Origin of the sequence: Lysobacter antibioticus HS124 (assembly GCF_000336385.2) — a bacterium.
Lineage (GTDB): Bacteria > Pseudomonadota > Gammaproteobacteria > Xanthomonadales > Xanthomonadaceae > Lysobacter > Lysobacter firmicutimachus.
In genome coordinates, this window is the sequence record NZ_HG424559.1 from 23,302 (window position 1) to 45,326 (window position 22,025).

22 protein-coding genes and 1 pseudogene are annotated in these 22,025 nt (G+C 67.9%); 13 read left to right on the plus strand and 10 right to left on the minus strand.

The genetic code is table 11. The annotated features are described in order from the left end of the window. Nucleotides 1-12: 12 nt before the first annotated feature. The 10 genes from TX83_RS18445 to TX83_RS18490 all read right to left on the minus strand — a co-directional run bounded on the left by TX83_RS18445 (nt 13) and on the right by TX83_RS18490 (nt 10,572). Nucleotides 13-2,469, minus strand: coding sequence for a VirB4 family type IV secretion/conjugal transfer ATPase (locus TX83_RS18445; RefSeq protein ID WP_064749445.1), 2,457 nt, complete (start codon nt 2,467-2,469; stop codon nt 13-15). 135 nt (nt 2,470-2,604) lie between these two features. After that, nucleotides 2,605-2,916 (minus strand): type IV secretion system protein VirB3, encoded by a 312-nt coding sequence (locus TX83_RS18450; protein WP_064749446.1) that lies wholly within the window; start codon nt 2,914-2,916, stop codon nt 2,605-2,607. Beyond that, nucleotides 2,909-3,268 (minus strand): TrbC/VirB2 family protein, encoded by a 360-nt coding sequence (locus tag TX83_RS18455; protein ID WP_075575250.1) that lies wholly within the window; start codon nt 3,266-3,268, stop codon nt 2,909-2,911. The genes TX83_RS18450 and TX83_RS18455 overlap by 8 nt, the downstream gene beginning before the upstream one ends. 85 nt (nt 3,269-3,353) lie before the next feature. Continuing rightward, a complete protein-coding gene (locus TX83_RS18460; protein WP_186442649.1) occupies nt 3,354-4,205 on the minus strand; it encodes a lytic transglycosylase domain-containing protein in 852 nt (283 codons plus the stop codon). A gap of 178 nt (nt 4,206-4,383) precedes the next feature. Further along, nucleotides 4,384-5,421: a P-type DNA transfer ATPase VirB11 gene (gene virB11 / locus TX83_RS18465; RefSeq protein WP_064749448.1), complete on the minus strand. Its 1,038-nt coding sequence runs from the start codon at nt 5,419-5,421 to the stop codon at nt 4,384-4,386. Between the two features lie 22 nt (nt 5,422-5,443). Then, nucleotides 5,444-6,688 carry a TrbI/VirB10 family protein gene (locus tag TX83_RS18470; protein WP_064749449.1) on the minus strand — a complete coding sequence of 415 codons (1,245 nt, stop codon included), beginning with the start codon at nt 6,686-6,688 and terminating at the stop codon, nt 5,444-5,446. Next, nucleotides 6,685-7,419 carry a TrbG/VirB9 family P-type conjugative transfer protein gene (locus tag TX83_RS18475; RefSeq protein WP_425606109.1) on the minus strand — a complete coding sequence of 245 codons (735 nt, stop codon included), beginning with the start codon at nt 7,417-7,419 and terminating at the stop codon, nt 6,685-6,687. The genes TX83_RS18470 and TX83_RS18475 overlap by 4 nt, the downstream gene beginning before the upstream one ends. Nucleotides 7,420-7,451: 32 nt before the next feature. Beyond that, nucleotides 7,452-8,507, minus strand: coding sequence for a virB8 family protein (locus TX83_RS18480; RefSeq protein ID WP_064749451.1), 1,056 nt, complete (start codon nt 8,505-8,507; stop codon nt 7,452-7,454). A gap of 85 nt (nt 8,508-8,592) precedes the next feature. Then, a complete protein-coding gene (locus TX83_RS18485; RefSeq protein ID WP_064749452.1) occupies nt 8,593-9,015 on the minus strand; it encodes a hypothetical protein in 423 nt (140 codons plus the stop codon). A 408-nt stretch (nt 9,016-9,423) separates the two neighbouring features. Next, complete coding sequence (locus TX83_RS18490; RefSeq protein WP_064749453.1) at nt 9,424-10,572, minus strand: pyridoxal phosphate-dependent aminotransferase; 1,149 nt, start codon at nt 10,570-10,572, stop codon at nt 9,424-9,426. Nucleotides 10,573-10,826: 254 nt separating this feature from the next. On the opposite strand from TX83_RS18490, the gene TX83_RS18495 reads away from it, so the two are divergent. From TX83_RS18495 to TX83_RS18555, 13 genes and pseudogenes are all read left to right on the plus strand, one after another. Further along, on the plus strand, nt 10,827-11,300 hold the full coding sequence (locus TX83_RS18495; RefSeq protein ID WP_064749454.1) for a DUF3293 domain-containing protein: 474 nt from the start codon (nt 10,827-10,829) through the stop codon (nt 11,298-11,300). An 88-nt stretch (nt 11,301-11,388) separates the two neighbouring features. Then, the gene (ccmA, locus tag TX83_RS18500) at nt 11,389-12,033 is read left to right on the plus strand and encodes a heme ABC exporter ATP-binding protein CcmA (protein WP_064749455.1); all 645 of its coding nucleotides are present in this window, start codon (nt 11,389-11,391) and stop codon (nt 12,031-12,033) included. Further along, entirely contained in the window at nt 12,030-12,749 is a 720-nt protein-coding gene (gene ccmB, locus TX83_RS18505; RefSeq protein WP_064749456.1) for a heme exporter protein CcmB, read from the plus strand. The genes ccmA and ccmB overlap by 4 nt, the downstream gene beginning before the upstream one ends. Before the next feature lie 88 nt (nt 12,750-12,837). Next, complete coding sequence (gene ccmC, locus TX83_RS18510) at nt 12,838-13,596, plus strand: heme ABC transporter permease CcmC (RefSeq protein ID WP_064749457.1); 759 nt, start codon at nt 12,838-12,840, stop codon at nt 13,594-13,596. Beyond that, on the plus strand, nt 13,596-13,763 hold the full coding sequence (gene ccmD / locus TX83_RS18515; protein WP_075575252.1) for a heme exporter protein CcmD: 168 nt from the start codon (nt 13,596-13,598) through the stop codon (nt 13,761-13,763). Before ccmC ends, ccmD begins: the two co-directional genes overlap by 1 nt. Further along, entirely contained in the window at nt 13,760-14,227 is a 468-nt protein-coding gene (gene ccmE, locus TX83_RS18520; RefSeq protein ID WP_064749458.1) for a cytochrome c maturation protein CcmE, read from the plus strand. The genes ccmD and ccmE overlap by 4 nt, the downstream gene beginning before the upstream one ends. 219 nt (nt 14,228-14,446) lie before the next feature. Further along, nucleotides 14,447-16,351, plus strand: a pseudogene (locus TX83_RS18525) (heme lyase CcmF/NrfE family subunit); the annotation flags it as partial. A 159-nt stretch (nt 16,352-16,510) separates the two neighbouring features. Further along, nucleotides 16,511-17,056, plus strand: coding sequence for a DsbE family thiol:disulfide interchange protein (locus tag TX83_RS18530; protein WP_064749459.1), 546 nt, complete (start codon nt 16,511-16,513; stop codon nt 17,054-17,056). Between the two features lie 176 nt (nt 17,057-17,232). Further along, the gene (locus tag TX83_RS18535) at nt 17,233-17,676 is read left to right on the plus strand and encodes a cytochrome c-type biogenesis protein (protein ID WP_064749496.1); all 444 of its coding nucleotides are present in this window, start codon (nt 17,233-17,235) and stop codon (nt 17,674-17,676) included. Between the two features lie 41 nt (nt 17,677-17,717). After that, a complete protein-coding gene (locus TX83_RS18540; protein ID WP_064749497.1) occupies nt 17,718-18,719 on the plus strand; it encodes a tetratricopeptide repeat protein in 1,002 nt (333 codons plus the stop codon). Between the two features lie 178 nt (nt 18,720-18,897). Beyond that, nucleotides 18,898-20,055, plus strand: coding sequence for a homoserine O-acetyltransferase MetX (gene metX / locus TX83_RS18545; RefSeq protein WP_064749460.1), 1,158 nt, complete (start codon nt 18,898-18,900; stop codon nt 20,053-20,055). Beyond that, the gene (locus TX83_RS18550) at nt 20,052-20,648 is read left to right on the plus strand and encodes a cysteine dioxygenase family protein (RefSeq protein WP_064749461.1); all 597 of its coding nucleotides are present in this window, start codon (nt 20,052-20,054) and stop codon (nt 20,646-20,648) included. The genes metX and TX83_RS18550 overlap by 4 nt, the downstream gene beginning before the upstream one ends. A gap of 184 nt (nt 20,649-20,832) precedes the next feature. Then, nucleotides 20,833-21,285, plus strand: a complete 453-nt coding sequence (locus tag TX83_RS18555; RefSeq protein ID WP_064749462.1) for a DUF2214 family protein — start codon at nt 20,833-20,835, stop codon at nt 21,283-21,285. Nucleotides 21,286-22,025 lie beyond the last annotated feature (740 nt).

Consider the following 22,025-nt stretch of genomic DNA (forward strand, 5'->3'; position numbering starts at 1 on the left):
GTGATCGCGTGATTAAGCGGCGGACCGGCTAGGCGAAGCGCTCTTCGCGCCGCCCTTGCCCGAGCCCTTGCGGTTGTCGTAGAAATCCTGCAGCCAGGCGTCGGGACTGAGATCGTCCGCCGCCACGCCGGCCTTGTGCGCTGCTTTCTCCACCACCTGGTGCATGATCTCGATGTTGTCGGTCGACGAGGAGATCACCGCCAGCGCGTCGTCCATGCCGCGCAGGTTCAACTGGCAGACGGTCGCGGCGTGGCCCTGCTTGACCAGGAAGCAACGCGAGCGCTCGTCCAGGCTCTTGACCACCTGGTACTCGGCGTCGGTGAGCTTGAGGCCTTCGATGTAGTCCTCGCGGCTGGCGTTCGGGTTGGGCAGCAGGATCAAGGTCGCGGTCTGCTCGATCAGCGAGGCCGAGATGTCGCTGGCCAGCGCGTCTTCCGGGCTCTGGGTGGCGAAGATGCCCAGGCCGTTCTGCTTACGGATGGTCTTCTGCTTGTTCTTGGCGAATTCCTTGAGCGCGCCGCCGCCGTCGAGGATCTTCCAGAATTCGTCCATGACGTAGATCAGCGGGCGGCCGTCGATCAGCTCTTCCAGCCGGTGCAGCAAGTAGTTGATCACCGGTACGCGCACTTCGACGTTGTCGATCACGTCGGTGTAGTCGAAGCCGATGATGCTGGCCTTCTCGAGGTTGATCGTGTCGACCGGATTGTCGAACACCCAGCCCAGCGAATTGCCCGCGGTCCACTTGCGCAGCCGCGCATACAGGCCGTCGTCGCCCATGTTGGGCAGGCTCTTCTGCAGGTTGGTCATGCTGCGCAGGTGCATCGGCGTATCGAGGATGTTCTCGACCGCGCGGAAGATGTCTTCCTCCTCGCGCGCCGAGTACACCGTCTTGCCGGCCAGCACCTTGATCAGGTCCGACAGGAACTGGACGTTGGTTTCGGTGTTCTCGCACTGGAACGGGTTGAAGCCGGTGGGCTGGCCGTTCTCGAGGGCGAGGTAGTTGCCGCCGCAGGCGCGGACGAAGATCTCAGCGCCGCGGTCCTTGTCGAAGAAGAAGATCGTCGGCACCGGCTGCAGCTTCTGCACCTGGCTGAGCAGGAAGTTGATCAGCGCGGTCTTACCGGTACCGGACTTGCCGATCACCATGGTGTTGGCGATCGCCTTCTCGCCGAGCGAGTTCTCGGCCGGATGGGTGGCGTGGAAATTGAAGTAGTACGGCTGCCCGTTGGTGGTCTGCAGCGTGGTGACGCATTCGCCCCAGGGGTTGTTCTCTTTCTTGCCGGTGGCGAAGTTGTGCAGCGGCGACAGGCCGAGGAAGTTCAGCGAGCTGACGTTGGCCAGGCGCGTGCGATACTTCCAGTTGCCCGGGAACTGGGCGTAGTACGCGGCGGTCACGGCCAGGTCTTCCTTGACCGAGACGAAGCCGGCGTTGGACAGCTCGGCGCGGGTCATGGCGATGTTCTGCGCCAGCGCTTCTTGGCTGTCGGCATACACGGTGAAGCTGAAGTGGTACTCGCCGAGCACGAAGTTGCCCGAGGCGAGCTGGTCCATCGCGTAATCGAGCTCGACGATCTGGCTGACCGCCTTGTCGCCGGAGGAGATCATCATGCCCTTGGTGCGGTCGAGCACCTTGAGCGCGTCCTGGCGGCCCATCGGACTGAACGAATGGGTCACCACGTACTCGAAATCCAGGTACTTCAGGCCGTTGAGGATGCCCGGGTAGGTACCGTCGGTGTATTCCTTGACGTTGAGGATCGCGCCGAAATGGTTCTGCCCGGTCGGCGTGGTGACCACGAAGTCGCCGGTCTTGCTGGCGAAGGTGTGGCGGCTGACCGGCAGGTAGTTGTAGACCGGCGCCGGCAGCACCGGCACCGGCTCGTCGATGCGGTTGAGCACGTAGCCGAAGAACTCCAACGCCTCGGAGAAGACCACGCCGTTCTTGGCTTCGTACATGCCCAGCCGGTACGGCGCGTAGTCCTTCAGCACCGCTTCGACGTTGCTGGCCAGTTCCAGCACCTTGGCGATGGCCTGGTCCTGCTGTTCCTGCAGCTGCTGCACGTTCGAAGACTTCTCGGTCAGCCGCTTGCCCGACACGATCGGGCGGTAAATCATCGTCAGGTACAGCTCGTTCTGCATCAGCTTCTGCCCCGACAGCGAGGCGAAATAGCCGTCGGAGAGCTGCTGGTTGAACGTCTGGCCGAACTTGCTCTCGGTCTTGATCCGGCGCTTGCGGCGCACGTCGTGGACCCAGAACGCGACGTTGGTGAAATCCGGCGCGCGCAGCGTCTGCAGCATGCGATTGAAAGTGTTGTGCCGGTGCTCCAGCTCCCACTCCTCGCGGCCGACGAACGGCAGGCCGCCCAGGTGCCACACCAGCATGTAATCGCCGCCGGTGGTCTTGATCACCGTGGGCGAGACATGGGTGGACAGCGGGATGAATTCGCTGATGGGAGCGTCTGGACTCAGCATGTGGCGGCGCTTGGTGTCTGCATTGGGAAGTGGGCGGAGCCCGCGCCGGCCTCGGCCGTCGCAGGTTCCGAACCTGACTGCGGTACTGCGCCGAACGCCATTGCGGCGGGCCGCAATGGCGTTCGGTTTACGGCACTATGCCTTGCTCTTTTCGCCAGGGTTGCGATAGAGGTTCGGCGAGAACACCCACATGCTGCCGTTCTTCTGCAGGTTGCGGACCCGCATGCGGAACTGCAGCCGCAGCCCGAGCAGCCGGAAGATCATCTCGTCGCGCCGGGCCATCTGGCGCATGATGAAAATCACGATCGGCAGCAGCAGGATGCAGAACATGTCGATGTAGAACGTCAGCAGCAGGCTGGTGCCCGCGCCGATCGCGAACGGCACGTACGGCACGCCGAGGAACATCGGCGGGCGCGTGCAGCCGCGAAACAGTACGTTCTTATGCATACAGCGACAGGGCGGACAGGATCATGCCCGGGTCGGCGCCGACGTCTTCCGGGATCACCATCTTGGCCAGCTGGGCCGCGGCGCCGATCAGGAAGCCGCCGAGCAGGACCGGAGCGACGTCCGAGATGCGCTTGTGGGCGAAGGCGATCTGGTAGCCGGCGAAAATCACGGCGATGGTCACGATCGCGACCGAAGCGATGTTCAGCAGGCCGTTCAGGTTGTCGAGGAAGCCCTTGACGCGGCCTTCGGCCGGGTTCTGGGCGAAGGCCAGCTCCGGCAGAGCCAGCAGGGCGACGAACATGACGGCCATGGCGAAGGCCGAAGCGAAATTCTTGAGGATGGTGGTATTCATGAAGAAATCCCTTCTTTTTAGCGAGTGGTCAGTGGTGGTCGAGGAAAACGGTATCGCTTACGGGGTCGGTGGAGGACATCAACAATCAAAAGACGAAGGCCTGGTCTCCCGGGGAAACCGCCGTTGCCGGCGCGGAAGCGACAGGCGCAGCCGCCGTGGCCGCGTTCATCGGCATCACCTTGACCGGCTGGTTGGGCTGCGGCTGGGCCGCGGCCGCACCGGCCGGAGCAAGTCGGACCGCCGCGGCAGGAGGCTGGGGCCCCACTACCACTGGCGTAGGTAACGGCATCGGGGTCGGGGCAGCGGCCATGACCGGCGCCGGCGCCGCTAGCGGCGCGGCAACGCCCAAAGCGGCCGCCAAGCGCTGCGGACCGCTCTGCCGGCCGGGGGCGTAGACCCCGCGGGCGGTGGCGGTCGCGGCGGCGGCGGACATCGGCGCGCTGCCGACCCGGCGCTGAACGGGGGCCGGCACACCGGCCAGGGCGATCGCCTGGCCGTCGGACTCGGCCGCAGCGGCCCTGTTGATCGATGCGTAGATCTTCTGCACGTAGCCGTGCCGGAAACCGGTGACGAAGTTGCCGGAGTAGTAGCAACTGAAGGACTTGCCCCAGTCCGAGCCGGAGCGGCTGTAGCACTCGGCCAGGATCTTGGAGCCGGCCTGCAGGTTCGGGCAGACCTCGAAAGCCTTCTCGTACGACTCCAGGCCGTACTTTTCCAGGTTGTAGCGGTTGACCTGCGCGGCGCCGAGGGAAAAGTTGTAGCCGCGGCGCTCGAGCATGCGCGCGGTGGCCACGGCTTCGGACAGGTTCTTGGGCTGGCGGACCAGGCGGCCGCCGACCACGCCGATGGCGTAGGGATTGAACGAGGACTCCACGCGCACGACGTGTTGCATCACCTCGTGCGGGACGGCCAAGCCCGTGCAGTTCGTCAACTCAATTCCGGGCAACATTCCTTGATCCCCCCGTGCCGACCGTGGCGCCGACCCCCTGCAAACATTCCAGAAATGAAGGACTTATCGCAAGTCGCATTGACGCAGCAATGATTCATTCTGGAGCCAGCAATGTCAATGGCCGTGCACATCTGTGTCACAGTTCAGGCCGTTCAGCGTCCTCGCCTCACTCGGCGAAGGCGCGCTCCGGGTTGAAGTCGATGCCGGTGATGTATCGCTGGCCCGCATGGGCCTTGATGTGCACCACGATATCGATGGTCATCATCAACAGCCGCTTGATGACCGCGAACTCCAGCCCCGACCCTTCGTTGGACGCCTTCACCATCAGCGCGAGCTGATCCCAGGTCTGCGCGGTGCTGCCGGCGTGACAGCTGGTGATCGATCCCGGGTGGCCCGAGGCACAGTTACGAATGAAGTAGAACGATTCGTCGCCGCGCAGCTCGGCCAGGATGATCCGATCCGGCTTCATTCGCAGACAGGCCTCCATGCAGCTCTTGGCCGTGACATTGCTGGTGCTTTGTCCACCTTTTGAGTAGAGCAAGTGCACCACATTCGGCTGCTCGATGAAGAGTTCGCGCGCGTCCTCGATCGTCACCAGCCGTTCGTACTGCGGAATATGGCCGACCAGCGACTTCATGAAGGTGGTCTTGCCGCTGCCGGTGGCGCCGGCGACGACGACATTCTTCTTGTATTGCACCGCCTTGCGGAAGAAATCGGCGTAGTTGCGCTGCGCGCGCAACTCCAGCAGCTCCCGGTCGTGGTCGCTGATGGTGTGCGCGCCTTCCAGGATCTGGTTGAAGAAGCCGTCTTCCTGGTACTGCGCCAGGGTCTTGCTGTGCTTGGACGGCAATCGGATCGTGATCGACACCTTGCCCGCGTCGCAGGCCGGCGGGATCACGAACTGCGCGCGCTGGCCGGTCGGAAAGGTCAACGAGACCACCGGGTCGGCATCGGTAATGCGCTGGCCGGTGTTGCTCTCGTTGACCACCGCGGTGCAGAACTGCCGGGCCCGCTCGAAAGTCAGGCTCGGCACTTCGATCCGGTTCCAGCCGGCGCGAGTCTCCAGATAGAGTTCGCCCGGCCGGTTGATGCAGATTTCGGTGACGTCCGGGGAGTTCATGTACTCCAGGATGCCGAGCACCTGGTACTGATACTCCAGGAACGCGTTGGAAACCTGCGCGATCGGTGAATTGTCTGCGTCCATCGTTACTGCGGCCGCGAACGGCTCACCTCATCACCGACGAGAAGTCGACGTCCTTGGCGACGTAGACGTTGACGATCGTGCCCTGGTTGATGGTCACGGTCGCCGGACGGTTGATGCTCTTGTCCAGGGCCTGGTTGGCCAGACGCTCCATCGCTTCGGCGGTGTTGCTCTCGTACGGCGTCGAGACGATGTTGCCGCTGGTGCTGACTTCGGTCGAGCGCGGACCATTCTCCGCGGCGGCGTACTTGAACGCGTCGCTGATCAGGCTGATCAGCAGGGCCGAGGCGATGCGGCTGCCCCAGTGCGCGTTGTAGTCGCCGACATGGCCGGCGCCGCCCAGGTTGTCCACGCCCGGGCTGGCCATGTTCACGTCGATGCCGTTCGGGGTGGTGATGCGGTCCCAGATCACCGACACGCGCGGCCCGGTGATGTTGTCGGACTGGTAGCGGCCGGAGATCTTCGAGCCCTTCGGCAGCAGCAGACGACGGCCGTTCACCGAATAGGTCGGCTCGGTCACGATGCAGGAGGTGAAGCCCGGGATATCGGTGACGATGCGGGTCTCCATCACGCAACGGATGTAGGTGCCGCGCAGCAGCAGCGTGTCCGGGTTGTATAGCGGCTGGGCGCTGGTCGGCATGTCGCGCTCGTCGCGCGCCTTGGCGCCGCCGCCGGGCGTGTTGGCCTGCACCGCGGCCGCCATGGCCGCCGCGTAAGGGTCGTTGCCGCCATCGGAACCGCCGCCGGCGCTGGCGTAGCCGCCGCCTTCGACCATGCCCATGCGACGCTCGAGCAGCGACGGCGGACGCGGCCCCTGCTCTTCCTGCGGCTGCGGCTCGCGCTCTTCCATCGGCGGAGGCGTCGGGTCCTGGGCCATCGGCAGCGGCGGCATTTCCTGCACCGGCTCGACCGGCGGCAGCGGCGGCGCATTGTCGGCCGCGGCCTTGGGCAGCTCCGGAATGTTGACCACCTCTTCCTCGACCGGCTTCTTGTCGTCGTCGCCCGAGGTCGCGCTCTTGAACATCCACACCGCAGCGATGATCAGCAGCAGGACGATGCCGCCGAGGAACAGCAGCGCCTTACGGTTGAGCTTCTGCACGTCGGCCGACTTGAGCATCGGCGCGCCGGCGTCCAGGTTCGGCGCCGCGGCGGCCTGCTGCTGGCCGTAATAGGGGTTGGCGCCGGCACCGGCATAGCCGTAAGCGCCCTGCTGGCCGTTGTTGTCGTCCGGCTGCTGGCCGGGCGTGTTGGGCGGAATGTTCTGGCTCATTTCTGCTTCTTCCTGCGCAGACCGACGACGTTATTGCCGTGCCGGATGATCAAGTAGGGATAGGTCCCGTGCACCACGATCGTGTTGTCCTGGACCGTGGTGTTGACGACGAAGTCTTCGCTGCCTTCGCGTTCGCGGCCGAACACCGCGGGAAAGTTGCCGGTCGGCAGCGACTTCAGCCCGCTGATCTTGATGTAGGTGAACTGGCCGTCGTCGTAAACGTTGGTCGGCACCAGCCAGGACTGCTTCTTGCGGCTCGAGTACTGGTAGTCGAAGTTGTAGACGCGGTTCTTGTCGAGCGTGGTGTTCAGCTCCGGGGTCGGTTCCTCGGGCTTGGCCTCCTTGGCGCTCGAGAACTCGGTGCCGTTCGGGTAGACGAACTTGATCTTGTACTGCACGCCGGCCTGTTTGGCCTGCTCGAGCACGCGCCAGTCGGTGGCGACCACCTTCAACTCGAAGATGTACGAGTGGGTGCTCGTACGGATCATCATGTTGGTGTCGACGTCGACGTTCTTCGGCTTGATGTAGAACACGTTGTCGCGACGGCTCAGGTCCCAGCCGGAGCTGAAGCCGGTGCTGTAGTCGAGGATGTTCTCGCTCGGGCTGAGTTCGATCTGGGTGGTGATGCCCAGGCCGGTGCGCACCGTGTAGATCCGGTTGGCCTCGTACTCGTATTCCTGGATGACCTGGGCCGAAGCGGGTTGCGCGAGGCCGGAAACCGCCAGGAACATCAGGGCGGCCAGGCGATGTTTACGCAGGCAGTTCATCGGTTGCTGACTCCATTCGCATTGCCAGTCGGTGCAGCTTGGGCGGCCGCCGGCGTCATTGCCGGATTGGCGGCGGGGTTGTTGGGAAGCGGAGCGCCAGGCTGGCCCGGCTGCGGCGGCACGGTGCCGGGCGGATAGCCCGCCGGCGCGGCGCCGGGCTGCGCGGGGGCGACGCCGGGCTGACCGGGCGCGCCCGGCTGCTGCGGATAGCCCTGCGGATACCCCTGCTGCGGGTAGCCCTGCGGCTGCGGCGCGGCGGCCGGCTGCGGCGCGGCGCTGGGATCGTAGTTTTCGGTCGCGATCGGCGGCGAGGCGGCGTAGTCGTTGTCGACCCGGTAGCCGATGACCTGGAAGCCGAGCGGATTGGCCAAACGGTTAAGCTCGTCCATCTTCAGGTTCGACTTGTACAGGTACTCGATCGTGGCGATCTTGCTGTCGAGCGGGGTCGAGCCGCCGGAGTCCTTGTTGTAGACGCTGCGCTGGAAGCGGACCGTCGCCACCTTGGCCTTCGAATCGACGTTCTTGTCGCCCTGCAGCTGGATGCTGAGGATCTTGACCCGCAGGGTCTTGCTCTTGCCGTAAAGGTTGATCGGGTTGTTCGGGTTGTCGTTCTTGAACAACGCCGAATAGCCGCTGGTCACCTGCGGGACCGCCATGGCGAACACGGTGCCCCAGTCCTTCTGGCCGATCTGCGAGTAGTCGTACGACTCGCGGGCCATGATGAACTGGGAAATGTTGGCCTTGTTGATCGCCTCGCTGGTGGCGATCGAAGGGTTGGTGAAGTCGTTGGCCAGGCGGGCCACGGTCGCGGTGCCGTTGTAGGCGTCCGCCAGCACCACGTAGGGCACCTTCTCCTTCAGCGGCAGGAAGTAGAAGTAGCCGCCGGCCAGGATCAGCGACATCACGACCGAGCACCAGGCGACGATCCAGGCCCGGCGCTCGCTCTTGCGGGCGATGTCGGCGACGGTGACTTCATAGTTGGCCGCCTTGGCGACGGCATTTTCGATTTGCGGGGTTACGGGCTTTTTTCCGAACATCTGGGCTGCATCCATCACTATGCGATCGTTGCCGACAAGGCGGAACGGCATCCGAACCGTTCCCTCGCCGGTACCTGGGGCCTAGGGGCCCGTCGATGGATCAGGGCGTCGGACCGGCCGCCTCGCCGCCGCCGCCGGCCGCCGGCGCGGACGGCGCCGTGCGCACCACGATACGGTCGCCTTCGCGCGCGATCACCACGCCCTGCGCCGCGTAAGCCGTGTTCAACTGGCTGATCGCGTCCGGCAGGCTGGTGCTGTTGATGGTCGACACGCCCTGGTGCAGGGTGAAATCGGAGTAGTGCTGGTAGTCCAGCTGCATGCTCGTGTCCTGGGCCCAACGGGTGAGCATGGCCTTGAGCGTCCCGTCCATCGGCGAGGGATAGAACACATAGGACTGGTGCAGCGGGATTTCGCTCGGAGCCTCGGAATACCGGTTGACCGGCTTCCAGCGGCCGCCGAAATCCGGCGCGGGCCTTGTGGCGCACCCGGCCAGCGCGGTCGCCAGCAGAATCGCGGTCCACAAACGAGGGCTGGTTGCAGTTGTATGTCTCACGCTTTCCCCGGCTAGGTAATGAGCTGACGCACGAGTTAGTCCGCGGTGGCGCCGGCCGCGCCTGGATTCAGGCGCTGCGACGGCGTCGCCGCGGTCATTGTTGGAATTGGGTTGTCCGGACAGGAGCGGACGAAACTGCGACAGAAGACACATTTTTTGCGGCGACGCGAACGGCGTCGGCCGCGGATGCTTCGGTTCGCGAGATACGGGCTGCGCGCAACGTGCAGCGGATGACGATCGTTCTGTCCATGAACTCCCCCTTGCTAGACGGCTGCGCCGTCGTTCGAGCGTCTGCCGACACTCGTAAGCGAAGGTTAGACCGAAGTCAAAGCAGTGTGCAAGTGGTCACGCAGTTTTTGTGCAATCTAGAGTTGCTACTCAAAGTCGGGCCAGGCGTTCGATCGCCGCATCCAGCGTGGCCGGATTCTTGGCGAAACACAGTCGCGCCAGGCGCTGCCCGGCCGGCGCGGTTTCGTAGAACGGCGACAACGGGATCGCCGCCACGCCTTTCTCGATCGTCAGCCAACGGCAGAACGCGACGTCGTCCAGATCGCTGACCTGCGCGTAATCGACCAGTTGGAAGTAGCCGCCCGGCACCGGCAACGGACGCAGCCGCGTGCCCAGCAACTGATCGCGGAAAGCGTCGCGCTTGGCCTGGTAGAAGGCGCCGAGCTGTTGGTAATGCTCCGGCTCGGCCTCGATCATCTCGGCGAACGCCCACTGCGCCGGGGCGAAACTGCAGAAACTGTTGTACTGGTGCACTTTGCGCAGTTCGGCCGACAGCGCCGGCGGCGCGATGCAGTAGCCGATCTTCCAGCCGGTGCAGTGGTAGGTCTTGCCGAAGCTGGACACGACGAAGGCCCGTTCGCGCAGTTCCGGGTAACGCAGCACGGATTCGTGGCGGCGGCCGTCGAAGACGATGTGTTCGTAGACCTCGTCGGACAACAGATAGATGCCGGTATCGCGCAGCAGCTCGCTCAGGCGGACGATGTCGTCGGCGTCGAACATGGCCCCGGAGGGGTTGTGCGGCGAGTTGATCATCAGCAAGCGGGTCCTGGGCGTGACCGCGGCGCGCACCCGCTCCCAGTCGACCGCGAAGGTCTGCGGGTCCAGCGGCACGTGCACGGCGCGGCCGCCGGCCAGATCGATCGCCGGCTCGTAGCTGTCGTAGCACGGATCCAGCACGATCACCTCCTCGCCCGGCCGCACCACCGCCTGCACCGCGTCGAAGATGGCCTCGCTGGCGCCGGAAACGACGGTGATCTCGGCATCGGCGTCGGGCCGGTAGCCGTAGCAGCGCTCGGTCTTGGCGGCAATGGCCTGGCGCAGGGCCGGAATGCCGGTCATCGGCGCGTATTGGTTCTTGCCTTCGCGCATCGCCCGGGCGAGCGCGTCGACCAGACGCGCGGGTACGTCGAAGTCGGGGAAGCCCTGGCCGAGATTGACCGCCTGGTGCTCGAGCGCGAGCTGCGACATCACGGTGAAGATGGTGGTACCGACCTTGGGCAGCTTGGTTTCGGGCGTCATGGGCCTGGCAGGGGTCGCACACGGAAACCGCGAGTGTACGAAATCGCGATTGCAGGACGTGAGACCGCAGCCGGCGTCAGCGATTCCCCGCGCTCATATCGGTATGCCGGCGCAGCCCTGGACAAACCAGCCCCTGACGAGCCGCCCCCGACAAGCACGCCGCGGACGAACCGGCTCCGCGACCAGCCCGGCCCGACCCGCGCCGCCCGTCGGCCGGATTTGCGCTGCATCGCGCCCCGCCCGACACTGCGCTCATGCGCGAATTGCAGGTCGTCAATGCCGCCGAGCTGGCGCTCGCCTACGCCGCCGCCGAGTACGCGGTGGCGCTGGACGGCGACGCCCTGCCCTTGCGTGTCGGACGCCCGGCCGGCGATCTGGAGGCCTACTGGCCGGCGGCGCGCTATCTGTTCGTCAGCGCCTGGAACCCAGCCTCCGAGCCGCACTCCGAGAGCGCCAACCGCGCCGCCGACGAGCGCCTGATCGCGCGCCTGGAAGCCGCCGGCATCCCACGTCACGCCGCCTGGGCGCAAGACGCGGCCGGCGAATGGCGCGAGCCGGGCTGGCTGCTGGCCGATCTCGACGATTTCGCCGCCAACGCCCTGGCGCGCGATTTCGGCCAGGCCGGCGTGCTGGCCTGGAGCCGTGGCGAGCCGGTCCGGCTGCGCATGCTGATCGCCCGCCCCGCGGATGCCGAGCGCTCGGACTACACGGACTGGGTCGGCGCCTGAGCTCGTCTCGACCGCCCCCTGCTGGGCCGGGCGCCGACTCGCATAAACTGGGCGATCCGCGGCCCCGCCGGCCGCACGCTCGCCGCCGATGACGTCCACACCCGACCCCCACCCGCCGCTGCTGCAATCCCGCGCCCTGCGCTTCGCGCGCAACGACGAACCGGTGTTCGGCCCGCTGGATTTCGCGGTCGACGCCGGCGAGGCCCTGCTGGTCCAGGGCGACAACGGCGCCGGCAAGACCACGCTGTTGCGGGTGCTGGCCGGCCTGCTGCCCGCGGACGGGGGCCGGATCGAACTCGACGGCCGTCCCGCCGACGCCGCCCACCGCGCCCGCGCCATGGCCTATCTCGGCCACCTGCCCGGCTTCAAGGCCGACCTCAGCGCGCTGGAGAACCTGAACTTCCTGTGCGGCCTGCAGGGCCGGCGCCCCAGTCAGTCGCCCGAGCACGCGCTGGCGATCGTCGGCCTGGCCGGTTACGAGGACGCGCTGGCGCGCCAGCTCTCGGCCGGGCAGAAGAAGCGCCTGTCGCTGGCGCGGCTGTGGACCTCGCCTGCGCCGCTGTGGCTGCTCGACGAGCCCTACGCCAACCTCGACCTGGACGGGATCGAACTGGTCAACCGCATGGTCCAGGCGCACTTGCGCGACGGCGGCGCGGCCCTGGTCACCACCCACGGCGCCTACGCTGCGCCGCCGGTGCGCACCCGCATGCTGGTCTTGGAGAAGGCGGCATGAGCGCCCCAGGCACGAGCGCCATTCCCGATCACCGCGCCCTGCCCGGCCTGGCCGCCGCCGCGCGCGCCCTGCTGTTGCGCGACCTGCGCCTGCTCTGGCGCCGGCGCGGCGACGCGGCCCAGCCGGCGCTGCTGGCGCTGCTGGTGGTGACCCTGTTCGCGCTGGCCCTGGGCGGCGAGAAACAGGCCCTGTCCCGGGTCGCCGCGGCGGTGCTGTGGCTGGCGATCCTGCTCGCCGGCCTGCTCTCGCTCGACACCCTGTTCCGCGGCGACGCCGAGGACGGCTCGTTGGAGCAATGGATGCTGGCGCCGGTGCCGCTGAGCTGGCTGGTCGCCGTGCGCACCTTCATGCATTGGGCCACCACCGCCCTGCCGCTGCTGCTGGCGACGCCCCTGCTGGCGCAGTTGCTGTATCTGCCTGCGCAACAATTGCCGGTGCTGATGGCCTCGCTGGCTCTGGGCACGCCGCTGCTGAGCTTGCTCGGCGCGGTGGTTGCCGCGCTGACGGTCGGGATGCGCCGCTCTGGTATTCTCCTGGCCTTGTTGGCGTTGCCGTTGTACGTTCCCGTGCTGGTGTTCGGCGCCGGCAGCGTGGCTGCCTCGGCCCAGGGATTGGACCCGGTCGGCGCCCTGCTGATCCTGGCTGCGGGCCTGGCGATAGCGCTGTTGCTGGCGCCGCTGGCGGCCGCGACGGCGATCCGCATCGCGCTGACCTGAGGCCGTGAACCGATCCCGCGCGCCGGCCACACCGGCGCGCCCCAACCGTCCGGCCCGCAAGGGCGGGCCTGGACGCCGAAACCGCTGAATGAATCCCATCGTCCGCTGGTTCCATCAACTCGGTTCGCCGCCCTACTTCGACCGCTTCGCCGCGCGCTGGGCGCCGTGGGCCTACGGCCTGGGCCTGCTGGTCATGGCCTGGGGGCTGTACGGGGCCCTGTTCCAAGTGCCGGCCGACTACCAGCAGAAGGACAGCTTCCGCATTCTTTATATTCACGTGCCCAGCGCCTGGATGAGCATGGCGGTGTTCGCGCTGATGGCGGTGTACGCCGGCATCGCCCTGGTCTGGCGGATCAAACTGTGCGAGGTCCTGGCCATGGCCTGCGCGCCGATCGGCGCCGGCTTCACCGTCATCACCCTGGCCACCGGTTCGATCTGGGGCAAGCCGATGTGGGGCACCTGGTGGGACTGGGACCCGCGCCTGACCAGCGAACTGATCCTGCTGTTCCTGTACCTGGGCGTGATCGGCCTCTACCAGGCCATCGACGACCGCCGCGCGGCCGCGCGCGCGGCGGGCCTGCTGGCCATCGTCGGAGTCGCCCTGCTGCCGGTGATCCGTTACTCGGTGGAATGGTGGAACTCGCTGCACCAGGGCCAGACCATCCGCCTGCTCGGCAAGTCGAGCCTGGACCCGAGCATGATGATGCCGCTGGTGTTGATGCTGATCGGCACCAAGCTGTGGTTCGTCGGCGCGCTGCTGACCCGCGCCCGCGCCGACAATCTGCGCCGCGAGCGCGGCAAGGCCTGGGTCGCCGAACTGGCCGGCGCCGGCGAGGAAACGCGCTGATGGAATACCTGTCCTATATCGTCGCCGCCTATGCGGTCTTCGTCGTCGTCCTGGGCTGGGACTTCGTCGCCGGCCATTGGCAGGTGCGGCGCGAGTTGCACCAGGCCCGCGCGCGCGCCGCGCGCGCCGCGGCCGCGCGCCCCCGCAGCGGAGAACTGAGCCGATGAATCCCGCCCGTCGCCGCCGCCTGCTGTGGGTGCTCGGCCTGGTCGCCGCCGCCGGCGTGGCCACCGCCCTGGTCGCCACCGCCTTGCAGCGCAACATCGCGTACCTGTACACGCCCAGCGAAGTGCTGCGCGGCGACGCCGGCGACGCCAAGCGCTTCCGCCTGGGCGGCATGGTCGCGGCCGGCTCGTTCCAGCGCACCCAGGGCACCCTGGACTCGCAGTTCCGGGTCACCGACGGCGATGCCGAGCTGGCGGTGCGTTACCGCGGCATCCTGCCGGACCTGTTCCGCGAGAAGCAGGCGGTGGTCGCCACCGGCCGCATGCAGGGCGACGCTTTCGTCGCCGAGGAAATCCTCGCCAAGCACGACGAGACCTACATGCCCAAGGAAGTCGCCGACAAGATGGGCAAGGCGCACCAGAAGCACGACGTCGCGGCGCCGGGCGGGAAGGAGACGGCGCGTTGATGGCGGCGCTGGATCGGATCACAGGCGACTCCCCCTTGCCCTCCTTTTTCCACGGGGGGAACAGCAAAAGCATCGGCGTGGACGTGGACGTACGAATTTCTTCGCGCTTTCCCGCCCCCCGCCCCCTTTTGAAAAAGTGGGGGCGTACAGAATTCGCTGCTGCTGTTGCTGCCTCGGCAACGACCGCCTCACGCCTCACTCCGTCCAGCGAGCCGCTCCATGCTGCCTGAACTCGGCCAGATCGCCCTGATCCTCGCTCTGTTGGTGTCGCTGGTGCAGGCGGTGCTGCCGATGCTCGGCGCCCAGCGCGGCATCGGCGCGTGGATGGCGATCGCGCGTCCGGCCGCTTACGCGCAATTGCTGCTGGTCGGCCTGGCCTTCGTCATCCTGACCCACGCCTTCGTGGTCCAGGACTTCTCCCTGCGCTACGTCGCCGAGAACAGCAACAGTCTGCTGCCGATGGGCTATCGCTACTCCGCGGTGTGGGGCGCGCACGAGGGCTCGCTGTTGCTGTGGGCCTTGGTGCTGGCGTTGTGGACCGGCGCGGTGGCGCGGTGCTCGCGCGCGCTGCCGGCGCCGGTGATCGCGCGCGTGCTGGCGGTGATGGGCGTGGTCAGCGTCGGCTTCCTCGCCTTCCTGATCTTCACCAGCAATCCGTTCGCGCGCCTGCTGCCGGCGGTGGCCGAAGGCCGCGATCTCAATCCCTTGCTGCAAGACCCGGGCCTGATCATCCACCCGCCGATGCTCTACATCGGCTACGTCGGCTTCGCGGTGCCGTTCGCGTTCGCGATCGCGGCCCTGCTCGACGGCAAGGTAGACGCGCGCTGGCTGCGCTGGACCCGGCCCTGGACTAACATCGCCTGGGCCTTCCTCACCCTGGGCATCGCCCTGGGCTCGTGGTGGGCCTACTACGAGCTGGGCTGGGGCGGCTGGTGGTTCTGGGACCCGGTCGAGAACGCCAGCTTCATGCCCTGGCTGGCCGGCGCGGCGCTGCTGCATTCGCAGGCGGTGACCGAGAAGCGCGGCAGCTTCCGCGGCTGGACCCTGCTGCTGGCGATCGCGGCATTCTCGCTGTCCCTGCTCGGCACCTTCCTGGTCCGATCCGGGGTGCTGACCAGCGTGCACGCCTTCGCCGCCGATCCCTCGCGCGGCCTGTTCGTGCTGGTGTTCCTCGGCCTGGTGATCGGCGGCTCGCTGCTGCTGTACGCGCTGCGCGCGCCTTCGTCGGACGAGGACCCGGGCAAACCGTTCCAGGCGTCCTCGCGCGAGACCCTGTTGCTGCTCAACAACCTGCTGCTGACCACCGCCTGCGCGATGGTGCTGCTGGGCACCTTGTATCCGCTGCTGGCCGACGCGCTGGAGCTGGGCAAGATTTCGGTCGGCCCGCCGTACTTCGCGCTGATGTTCCTGTTGTTGATGACGCCGCTGGTGCTGCTGCTGCCGTTCGGTCCGCTGTTCCGATGGCAGCGTGAGCAACCGGCGCGGCCGCTGGCGATGCTGGTTCCCTGGCTCGGGCTGGCCCTCGGCGCGGCGATCGGCGCCTTCTTCCTCGCTCCGCAAGGGGCGTGGAAGGTCGCCGCCGGCGTGGGCGGCGCGGTCTGGGTCGGCGCCGGCACTCTGTGCTTCGTCTGGACCCGCCTGCGCGGCGACGGCACCCGCTACACCGCGGAGATGTTGGGCATGACCCTGGCCCATCTCGGCGTGGCCGTGTTCCTGGTCGGTGCGCTGCTGGTGGAAGGCCTGAGCGTGCAACGCGAAGTCGCGCTGGCCCCGGGCCAAAGCGTCGACCTGGGCCGTTATGCGTTCCGTTTCGACCGGGTCGCGCACCGGGTCGGACCGAACTACGAGGCCGATTACGGCACCGTCACCGTGTTCGACGGCGGCCGCGAGCTGACCGTGCTGCATCCGGAGAAGCGCGCCTACGCCAGCGGCGGCCAGGTCATGACCGAGGCCGCGATCGAACGCGGCCTGACCCGAGATCTGTACGTCGCCCTGGGCGAATCGTTGGGCAACGGCGCCTGGGCCGTGCGCGTGCACGTCAAGCCGTTCGTTCGCTGGGTCTGGGCCGGCGCGCTGTTGATGATGCTGGGCGGTTTCGTCGCCGCGGCCGATCGACGCTTCCGGCCCGCGCTGGCGCAAGCGCCGAAGCCGGCCCGCGGCGCGCCGGGCGCGCTGGCCACGGCCCACGGCCCGGAGGCCTTTTTCGAACACGAGCGTCACCGCCGCACCGACGACGGGCCGTATGCCGACACGTCCGGCGCTGCGGACGATGGAGATTGACCGATGAACAAGAGCCGCTGGCTGCCGCTGGCCGTATTCGCCGCCCTCGCCGTCCTGCTCGCCGCGGGCGTGTGGCTGAGCCGCAATCCCAACCGCGAAGCCCTGCCCTCGCCGCTGATCGGCAAGCCGGCGCCGGCATTCTCGCTGCCGGTGCTGCACGAGGCCGGGCGTCTGCTGTCGTCCGACGAATTGCGCGGCGCGCCCTACCTGCTCAATGTCTGGGGCAGCTGGTGCCCGGCCTGCCGCGACGAGCATCCGGTGCTGACCCGCTTCGCCGAAACCAAGCGCGTGCGCGTGCTCGGCTTCAACTGGAAGGACGAACACGCCGACGCGCTGCGCTGGCTGGAGCAGTACGGCAATCCGTACTGGATCGTCGTCACCGACTACGACGGCAAGTCGGCGATCGACTGGGGCATCTACGGCGCGCCGGAAACCTTCCTGGTCGACGCGCGCGGCATCGTGCGCTGGAAATACGTCGGCCCGCTGACCGACAAGGTCGTCGCCGAACAGTTGCTACCGATGCTGGACGAAGTCGAGAAGACGCGATGAAGCTGGCGACGGCGCCCCTGAGCGAATCTTCCCCGCCCCTCTTTCTCGAAGGGGGGAGAAGCGCAACGGTGCGCTCGCCGGCATCGGCGTTCTTTCTCGCCCTGCGGCCCCTTCCGAAAACAGGGGGACGGGAAGGATCTGACGGCACTGTCGCCTTGTCCCGTCCGCGCCGACTCCTGGCGACCGTCGCCCTCGCCCTGAGCCTGGTCGTGAGCGCTCCGCTGCTCGCCCAGCCCGCCAACGACCCGGCGCCGCTGAGCTTCCATGACGACGCCGAAGAGCGCCGCTTCCATGCCCTGGTCGCCGAACTGCGCTGCGTGATGTGCCAGAACCAATCGCTGGCCGACTCCAACGCGCAGATCGCCCGCGACTTGCGCCGCGAAGTGCTGACCCTGATGCGCCAAGGCCAGGACGACGCCCAGATCAAACAGTTCCTGGTCGCACGTTATGGCGAGTTCGTGCTGTACCGGCCGCAGGTCGAATCCAAGACCTGGCTGCTGTGGTTCGGTCCGGCGCTGGTGCTGCTGGCCGGCGGTTTCGCCGTCGCGCGCCTGGCGCGCGGGCGCCGCAACGCGAGCGCGCCCGCCGACGCGCGCAGCGACGAGGAGCAGGAATGGTGAGCGCGGGAATGGTGAGCGCCGTGGCGATGGGGTCCGCGTCGATGTCGATGTTCGTCGCGGCCGCGGCGCTGCTGGTGGTGCTCGGGCTCGGCATCACCCTCTATCCGCTGTGGCGCGCCCGGCCGCTGCTCGGCGCCGGCCTCGGCCTGGCCTTGGGGTTGGCGACGCTGGCGATCTATCTGGCGATCGGCGCCCCGCGCGCGCTCGATCCGCAGCAAAGCAAGCCGCCGCAGACCCTGGCCGACGCGATCGTCCAGCTCGAAGCCGAGTTGCAGCGCGATCCGCGCCAGATCGAAGGCTGGCGCCTGCTCGGCAGCGCCTACACCGCCGAAAACCAGACCCAAAAGGCGCGCGACGCCTATGCGCGCGCGGTGGCGCTGGCGCCCGACAACCCGGACCTGCTCGCCGAGGCCGCCGAAGCGCGCGCGCTGGCGACCGACGACCGTCGCTTCGACGCACAAGCGGTGCGCATGCTGCAGCACGCCCTGAAGCAACAGCCGATGCACCAGCGCGCGCGCTGGTTCCTCGGCATCGCCCACCGCCAGGGCGAGCGTCCGGCCGAAGCGGCGCAGACCTGGGAACCGCTGCTGGGCGTGGTCGATGCCGGCACCGCCGCCAGCCTGCTGGAACAGATCAACGGCGCGCGCCAGGAGGCCGGCCTGCCGCCGCTGCCGGCGCCGGCCGCCGCCGCGCCGCCGGGGCTGAAGATCAAGGTCGAACTGGCGCCGGCCCTGGCCGCGCGCGTGCCCGCCGGCGCCAGCCTGTTCGTGCTCGCGCGCCAGGCCGACGGCCGGCCGATGCCGGTCGCGGTGGAAAAGCTCGCGGCGACGAAGTTCCCGATGCAGGTCGTGCTCGACGACGGCGACAGCCCGATGCCGACCGCCAAGCTGTCCCAGCTCGAACGGGTGCAGGTGTTGGCGCGGATCTCCGCCAGCGGCAACGCCATGCCGCAAACCGGCGACCTCGCGTCGGCGCCGGTGGTGGTCCAGGTGCGCGGCAACGCCGCAGAAATCGTGCTGCGCATCGACCGCGCCATCGAGTGAGCCGCGACGCACGACCGGCGGCGCAGCGCCACTGCTGCGCCAGGCACAGAATCGCGCCGGCGCGCAGCGCGTCCGGCGACGATGGTTTACCCTGCGCTGCGGCCGGCCTCGCGCACTCGCCGGCGCCCGCCGCCGCCCTCCAAGGACACCGGCTCCGCCGGCCAGACGAGTTTCAGGCATGACCGAATTCATTCCGCCCGGCACCCGCCACATCGACCTGCCCTCGCCGTTTCCGATGAAGCGCGGCGGCGCCCTGTACGGCGCCCGCATCGCCTACGAAACCTGGGGCGAGCTCAATGCCGAGCGCGACAACGCGATCCTGATCGTCACCGGCCTGTCGCCCGACGCCCATGCCGCCGCCAACGCCGCCAACCCGGAGCCGGGCTGGTGGGAGGCCATGCTCGGCCCCGACAAGCCGATCGACAGCAAACACTGGTTCGTGATCTGCGTGAATTCGCTGGGCAGTTGCAAGGGCTCGACCGGCCCGGCCTCGATCGAGGCCGCCACCGGCGCCCCCTACCGACTGCGTTTTCCCGAACTGTCGGTGGAAGACGGCGCCGACGCCGCCGCGCACGTGGTGCGCGCGCTCGGCATCGAGCGCCTGGCCTGCGTGATCGGCAATTCGATGGGCGGCATGACCGCGCTGGCGCTGCTGATCCGCCATCCCGGCCTGGCCCGCGCCCACATCAACATCTCCGGCGCCGCGCGCGCGCTGCCGTTCTCGATCGCGATCCGCTCGCTGCAACGCGAAGCGATCCGGCTCGACCCGCAGTGGAACCAGGGGCGCTACGACGACGCCCACTATCCCGAGTCGGGCATGCGCATGGCGCGCAAGCTCGGCGTCATCACCTACCGTTCGGCGTTGGAATGGGACGGCCGCTTCGGTCGGGTGCGGCTGGACTCCGACCGCGCCGAGGAAGAGCCCTTCGGCCTGGAGTTCGAAGTGGAAAGCTACCTGGAAGGCCATGCGCGCCGATTCGTGCGTCGGTTCGACCCGAACTGCTATCTGTACCTGAGCCGCTCGATGGACTGGTTCGACCTCGGCGACTACTGCGACGGCGCGGGCCTCGACAACGATGAACGGGTGCGCCGCGGCCTGGCTGCGATCCGGGTCGAGAAGGCCCTGGCGATCGGCGTCCACACCGACATCCTGTTCCCGCTGCAGCAGCAGCAGGAAATCGCCGACGGCCTGCGCGCCGGCGGCGCCGACGCACAGTTTCTGCCGCTGGAATCGCCGCAGGGCCACGACGCCTTCCTGGTCGACATCGGCCGTTTCGGACCGGCGGTCGGCGGATTTCTCGCCCAGCTGCGGACCGGCGTAGAATCGCCGGCATGAACGCCACCGACGCCCTGCCCGACCTCGACTTTCCCGGCCACGACAAACTGGTCGCCGCAATCGACGACGCCGTCAACGCCGGCGACGAACATGCCGTCACCGCGGCCCTGCGCAACACCTTGTGCAAGATGATCCGCGACCGCGACGTGCACCTGCCCGAGTGCGTGTTCGAGCCGATCGACGACCATTACGCGCGGCGCGAAATCTACCGCAGCCCCGACCTGGGCTACAGCGTGGTCGCGATGACCTGGGGCCCCGGCCAGGGCACGCCGATGCACGACCACAGCGGCCTGTGGTGCGTGGAAGGCGTGTGGGACGGCGAGCTGGAAATCACCCAGTACGAGCTGCTCGAGCGCAACGGCGAGAATTTCCGCTTCCGCGCCGCCGGCGGCATGCACGCCGGTCCCGGCAGCGCTGGCAGCCTGATTCCGCCGCACGAGTACCACACCATCCGCAACGCCAGCAACGACTCGGTCGCGGTGTCGCTGCACATCTACAAGGCGCCGATGGAATGCTGTTCGATGTTCGTCCCGCGCGAGGGCGAGTGGTTCCGCCGCGTCGACCGCACCCTGGCCACCGACGAAGCGGCCTGAGCCTGCGCGGCCGGTAAGCCGGTCGCGCGGCACGCTCGACCGCGCCGCGCGCCTTCTGCGCACGCTCCGCTCACGCGCAGACTGCCGCTGGTTTCGCCCGCCCGGGCGGCGCGACATCCCGCAGCGGCCCGCTCGCCGGCCCGCCGCGAAGATCGCGATCCGCCTCAGCCAACCAGGCTCCGCCATGCTCAACGATCTGCTGCTCGCCGCCGCCCATCACCTGCTGGTGTTCGCCCTGGTCGCGATGCTGGTCGCCGAATCGGTGCTGCTGCGCGGCCCGCTCGACGGCGGCGTGCTGCAACGTCTGGCCAAGCTCGACGCCGGTTACGGCGGCTGCGCCGGACTGTTGCTGGCGATCGGCCTGGGGCGGCTGTGGTTCGGCGTCAAGGGCCCCGACTTCTATCTGCACAACCCCTGGTTCCACGCCAAGCTCGGCGCGTTCGTCCTGGTCGGCCTGCTGTCGATCCTGCCGACCGTGCGCTTTCTGCGCTGGCGCAAGGCGTTGGGCGCCAACCCCGCCTTCCTGCCCGAGGCCGCCGACGTGGCCAAGATGCGCGCCATCGTGCGCTTCGAACTGGTGCTGCTCGGCGCGGTGTTCGTGCTCGCCGCGGCCATGGCGCGCTACGGCGGGTTCTGAGCCGCGCCATCGCGGGCGTCGCCGCCGGCATCGGTTCCCTACAGAGGCCATCGCCCCCTGTAGGAGCGGCGCAAGCCGCGACAACCGAAGCGACGGTCGAAAGCGCCGCCGAACGAAGCTCAAATCGTCGAGCGCCGGAGCTTTGTCCCGACTGTCCCAGCCTGCGGATACCGCGCTTGCGTCCACCGCTGCGGTCGTCGCGGCTCACGCCGCTCCTACAAACGCGGAAGCGTGCGCGGCGGCAAGGCACCGATACCCCCCGGCCGCCATCCTCCCCTGTAGGAGCGGCGTAAGCCGCGACAAACGAAGCCACGGTCGAAAGCGCCGCCGAGCGAAGCTCAAATCGGCGAGCGCCGGAGTTTTGTCCCGACTGTCCCAGCCTGCGGATACGCCGCTTGCGTCCACCGCTGCGGTCGTCGCGGCTCACGCCGCCCCTACAAACGCGGTAGCGTGCGCGGCGGCAAGGCGCCGATACCCTCCGGCCGCCATCCTCCCCTGTAGGAGCGGCGTAAGCCGCGACAACCGAAGCGACGGTCGAAAGCGCCGCCGAACGAAGCCCAAATCGTCGAGCGCCGAAGCTTTGTCCCGACGGTCCGGCCTGCGGATACCCCGCTTGCGTCCACCGCTGCGGTCGTCGCGGCTCGCGCCGCTCCTACAAACGCGGAAGCGTGCGCGGCGGCAAGGCACCGATACCCTCCGGCCGCCATCCTCCCCTGTAGGAGCGGCGTAAGCCGCGACAA

Coding starts and splice junctions, on each gene's coding strand:
- TX83_RS18495 (WP_064749454.1), top strand. CDS start 10,827: ATGCGCGAATTGCAGGTCGTCAATGCCGCCGAGCTGGCGCTCGCCTAC.
- TX83_RS18550 (WP_064749461.1), top strand. CDS start 20,052: ATGAACGCCACCGACGCCCTGCCCGACCTCGACTTTCCCGGCCACGAC.
- TX83_RS18555 (WP_064749462.1), top strand. CDS start 20,833: ATGCTCAACGATCTGCTGCTCGCCGCCGCCCATCACCTGCTGGTGTTC.
- virB11 (WP_064749448.1), bottom strand. CDS start 5,421: ATGGACGCAGACAATTCACCGATCGCGCAGGTTTCCAACGCGTTCCTG.
- metX (WP_064749460.1), top strand. CDS start 18,898: ATGACCGAATTCATTCCGCCCGGCACCCGCCACATCGACCTGCCCTCG.
- TX83_RS18470 (WP_064749449.1), bottom strand. CDS start 6,688: ATGAGCCAGAACATTCCGCCCAACACGCCCGGCCAGCAGCCGGACGAC.
- ccmC (WP_064749457.1), top strand. CDS start 12,838: ATGAATCCCATCGTCCGCTGGTTCCATCAACTCGGTTCGCCGCCCTAC.
- TX83_RS18455 (WP_075575250.1), bottom strand. CDS start 3,268: ATGAATACCACCATCCTCAAGAATTTCGCTTCGGCCTTCGCCATGGCC.
- TX83_RS18490 (WP_064749453.1), bottom strand. CDS start 10,572: ATGACGCCCGAAACCAAGCTGCCCAAGGTCGGTACCACCATCTTCACC.
- TX83_RS18445 (WP_064749445.1), bottom strand. CDS start 2,469: ATGCTGAGTCCAGACGCTCCCATCAGCGAATTCATCCCGCTGTCCACC.
- TX83_RS18480 (WP_064749451.1), bottom strand. CDS start 8,507: ATGGATGCAGCCCAGATGTTCGGAAAAAAGCCCGTAACCCCGCAAATC.
- TX83_RS18540 (WP_064749497.1), top strand. CDS start 17,718: ATGTCGATGTTCGTCGCGGCCGCGGCGCTGCTGGTGGTGCTCGGGCTC.
- ccmD (WP_075575252.1), top strand. CDS start 13,596: ATGGAATACCTGTCCTATATCGTCGCCGCCTATGCGGTCTTCGTCGTC.
- ccmE (WP_064749458.1), top strand. CDS start 13,760: ATGAATCCCGCCCGTCGCCGCCGCCTGCTGTGGGTGCTCGGCCTGGTC.
- TX83_RS18530 (WP_064749459.1), top strand. CDS start 16,511: ATGAACAAGAGCCGCTGGCTGCCGCTGGCCGTATTCGCCGCCCTCGCC.
- TX83_RS18475 (WP_425606109.1), bottom strand. CDS start 7,419: ATGTTCCTGGCGGTTTCCGGCCTCGCGCAACCCGCTTCGGCCCAGGTC.
- ccmA (WP_064749455.1), top strand. CDS start 11,389: ATGACGTCCACACCCGACCCCCACCCGCCGCTGCTGCAATCCCGCGCC.
- ccmB (WP_064749456.1), top strand. CDS start 12,030: ATGAGCGCCCCAGGCACGAGCGCCATTCCCGATCACCGCGCCCTGCCC.
- TX83_RS18450 (WP_064749446.1), bottom strand. CDS start 2,916: ATGCATAAGAACGTACTGTTTCGCGGCTGCACGCGCCCGCCGATGTTC.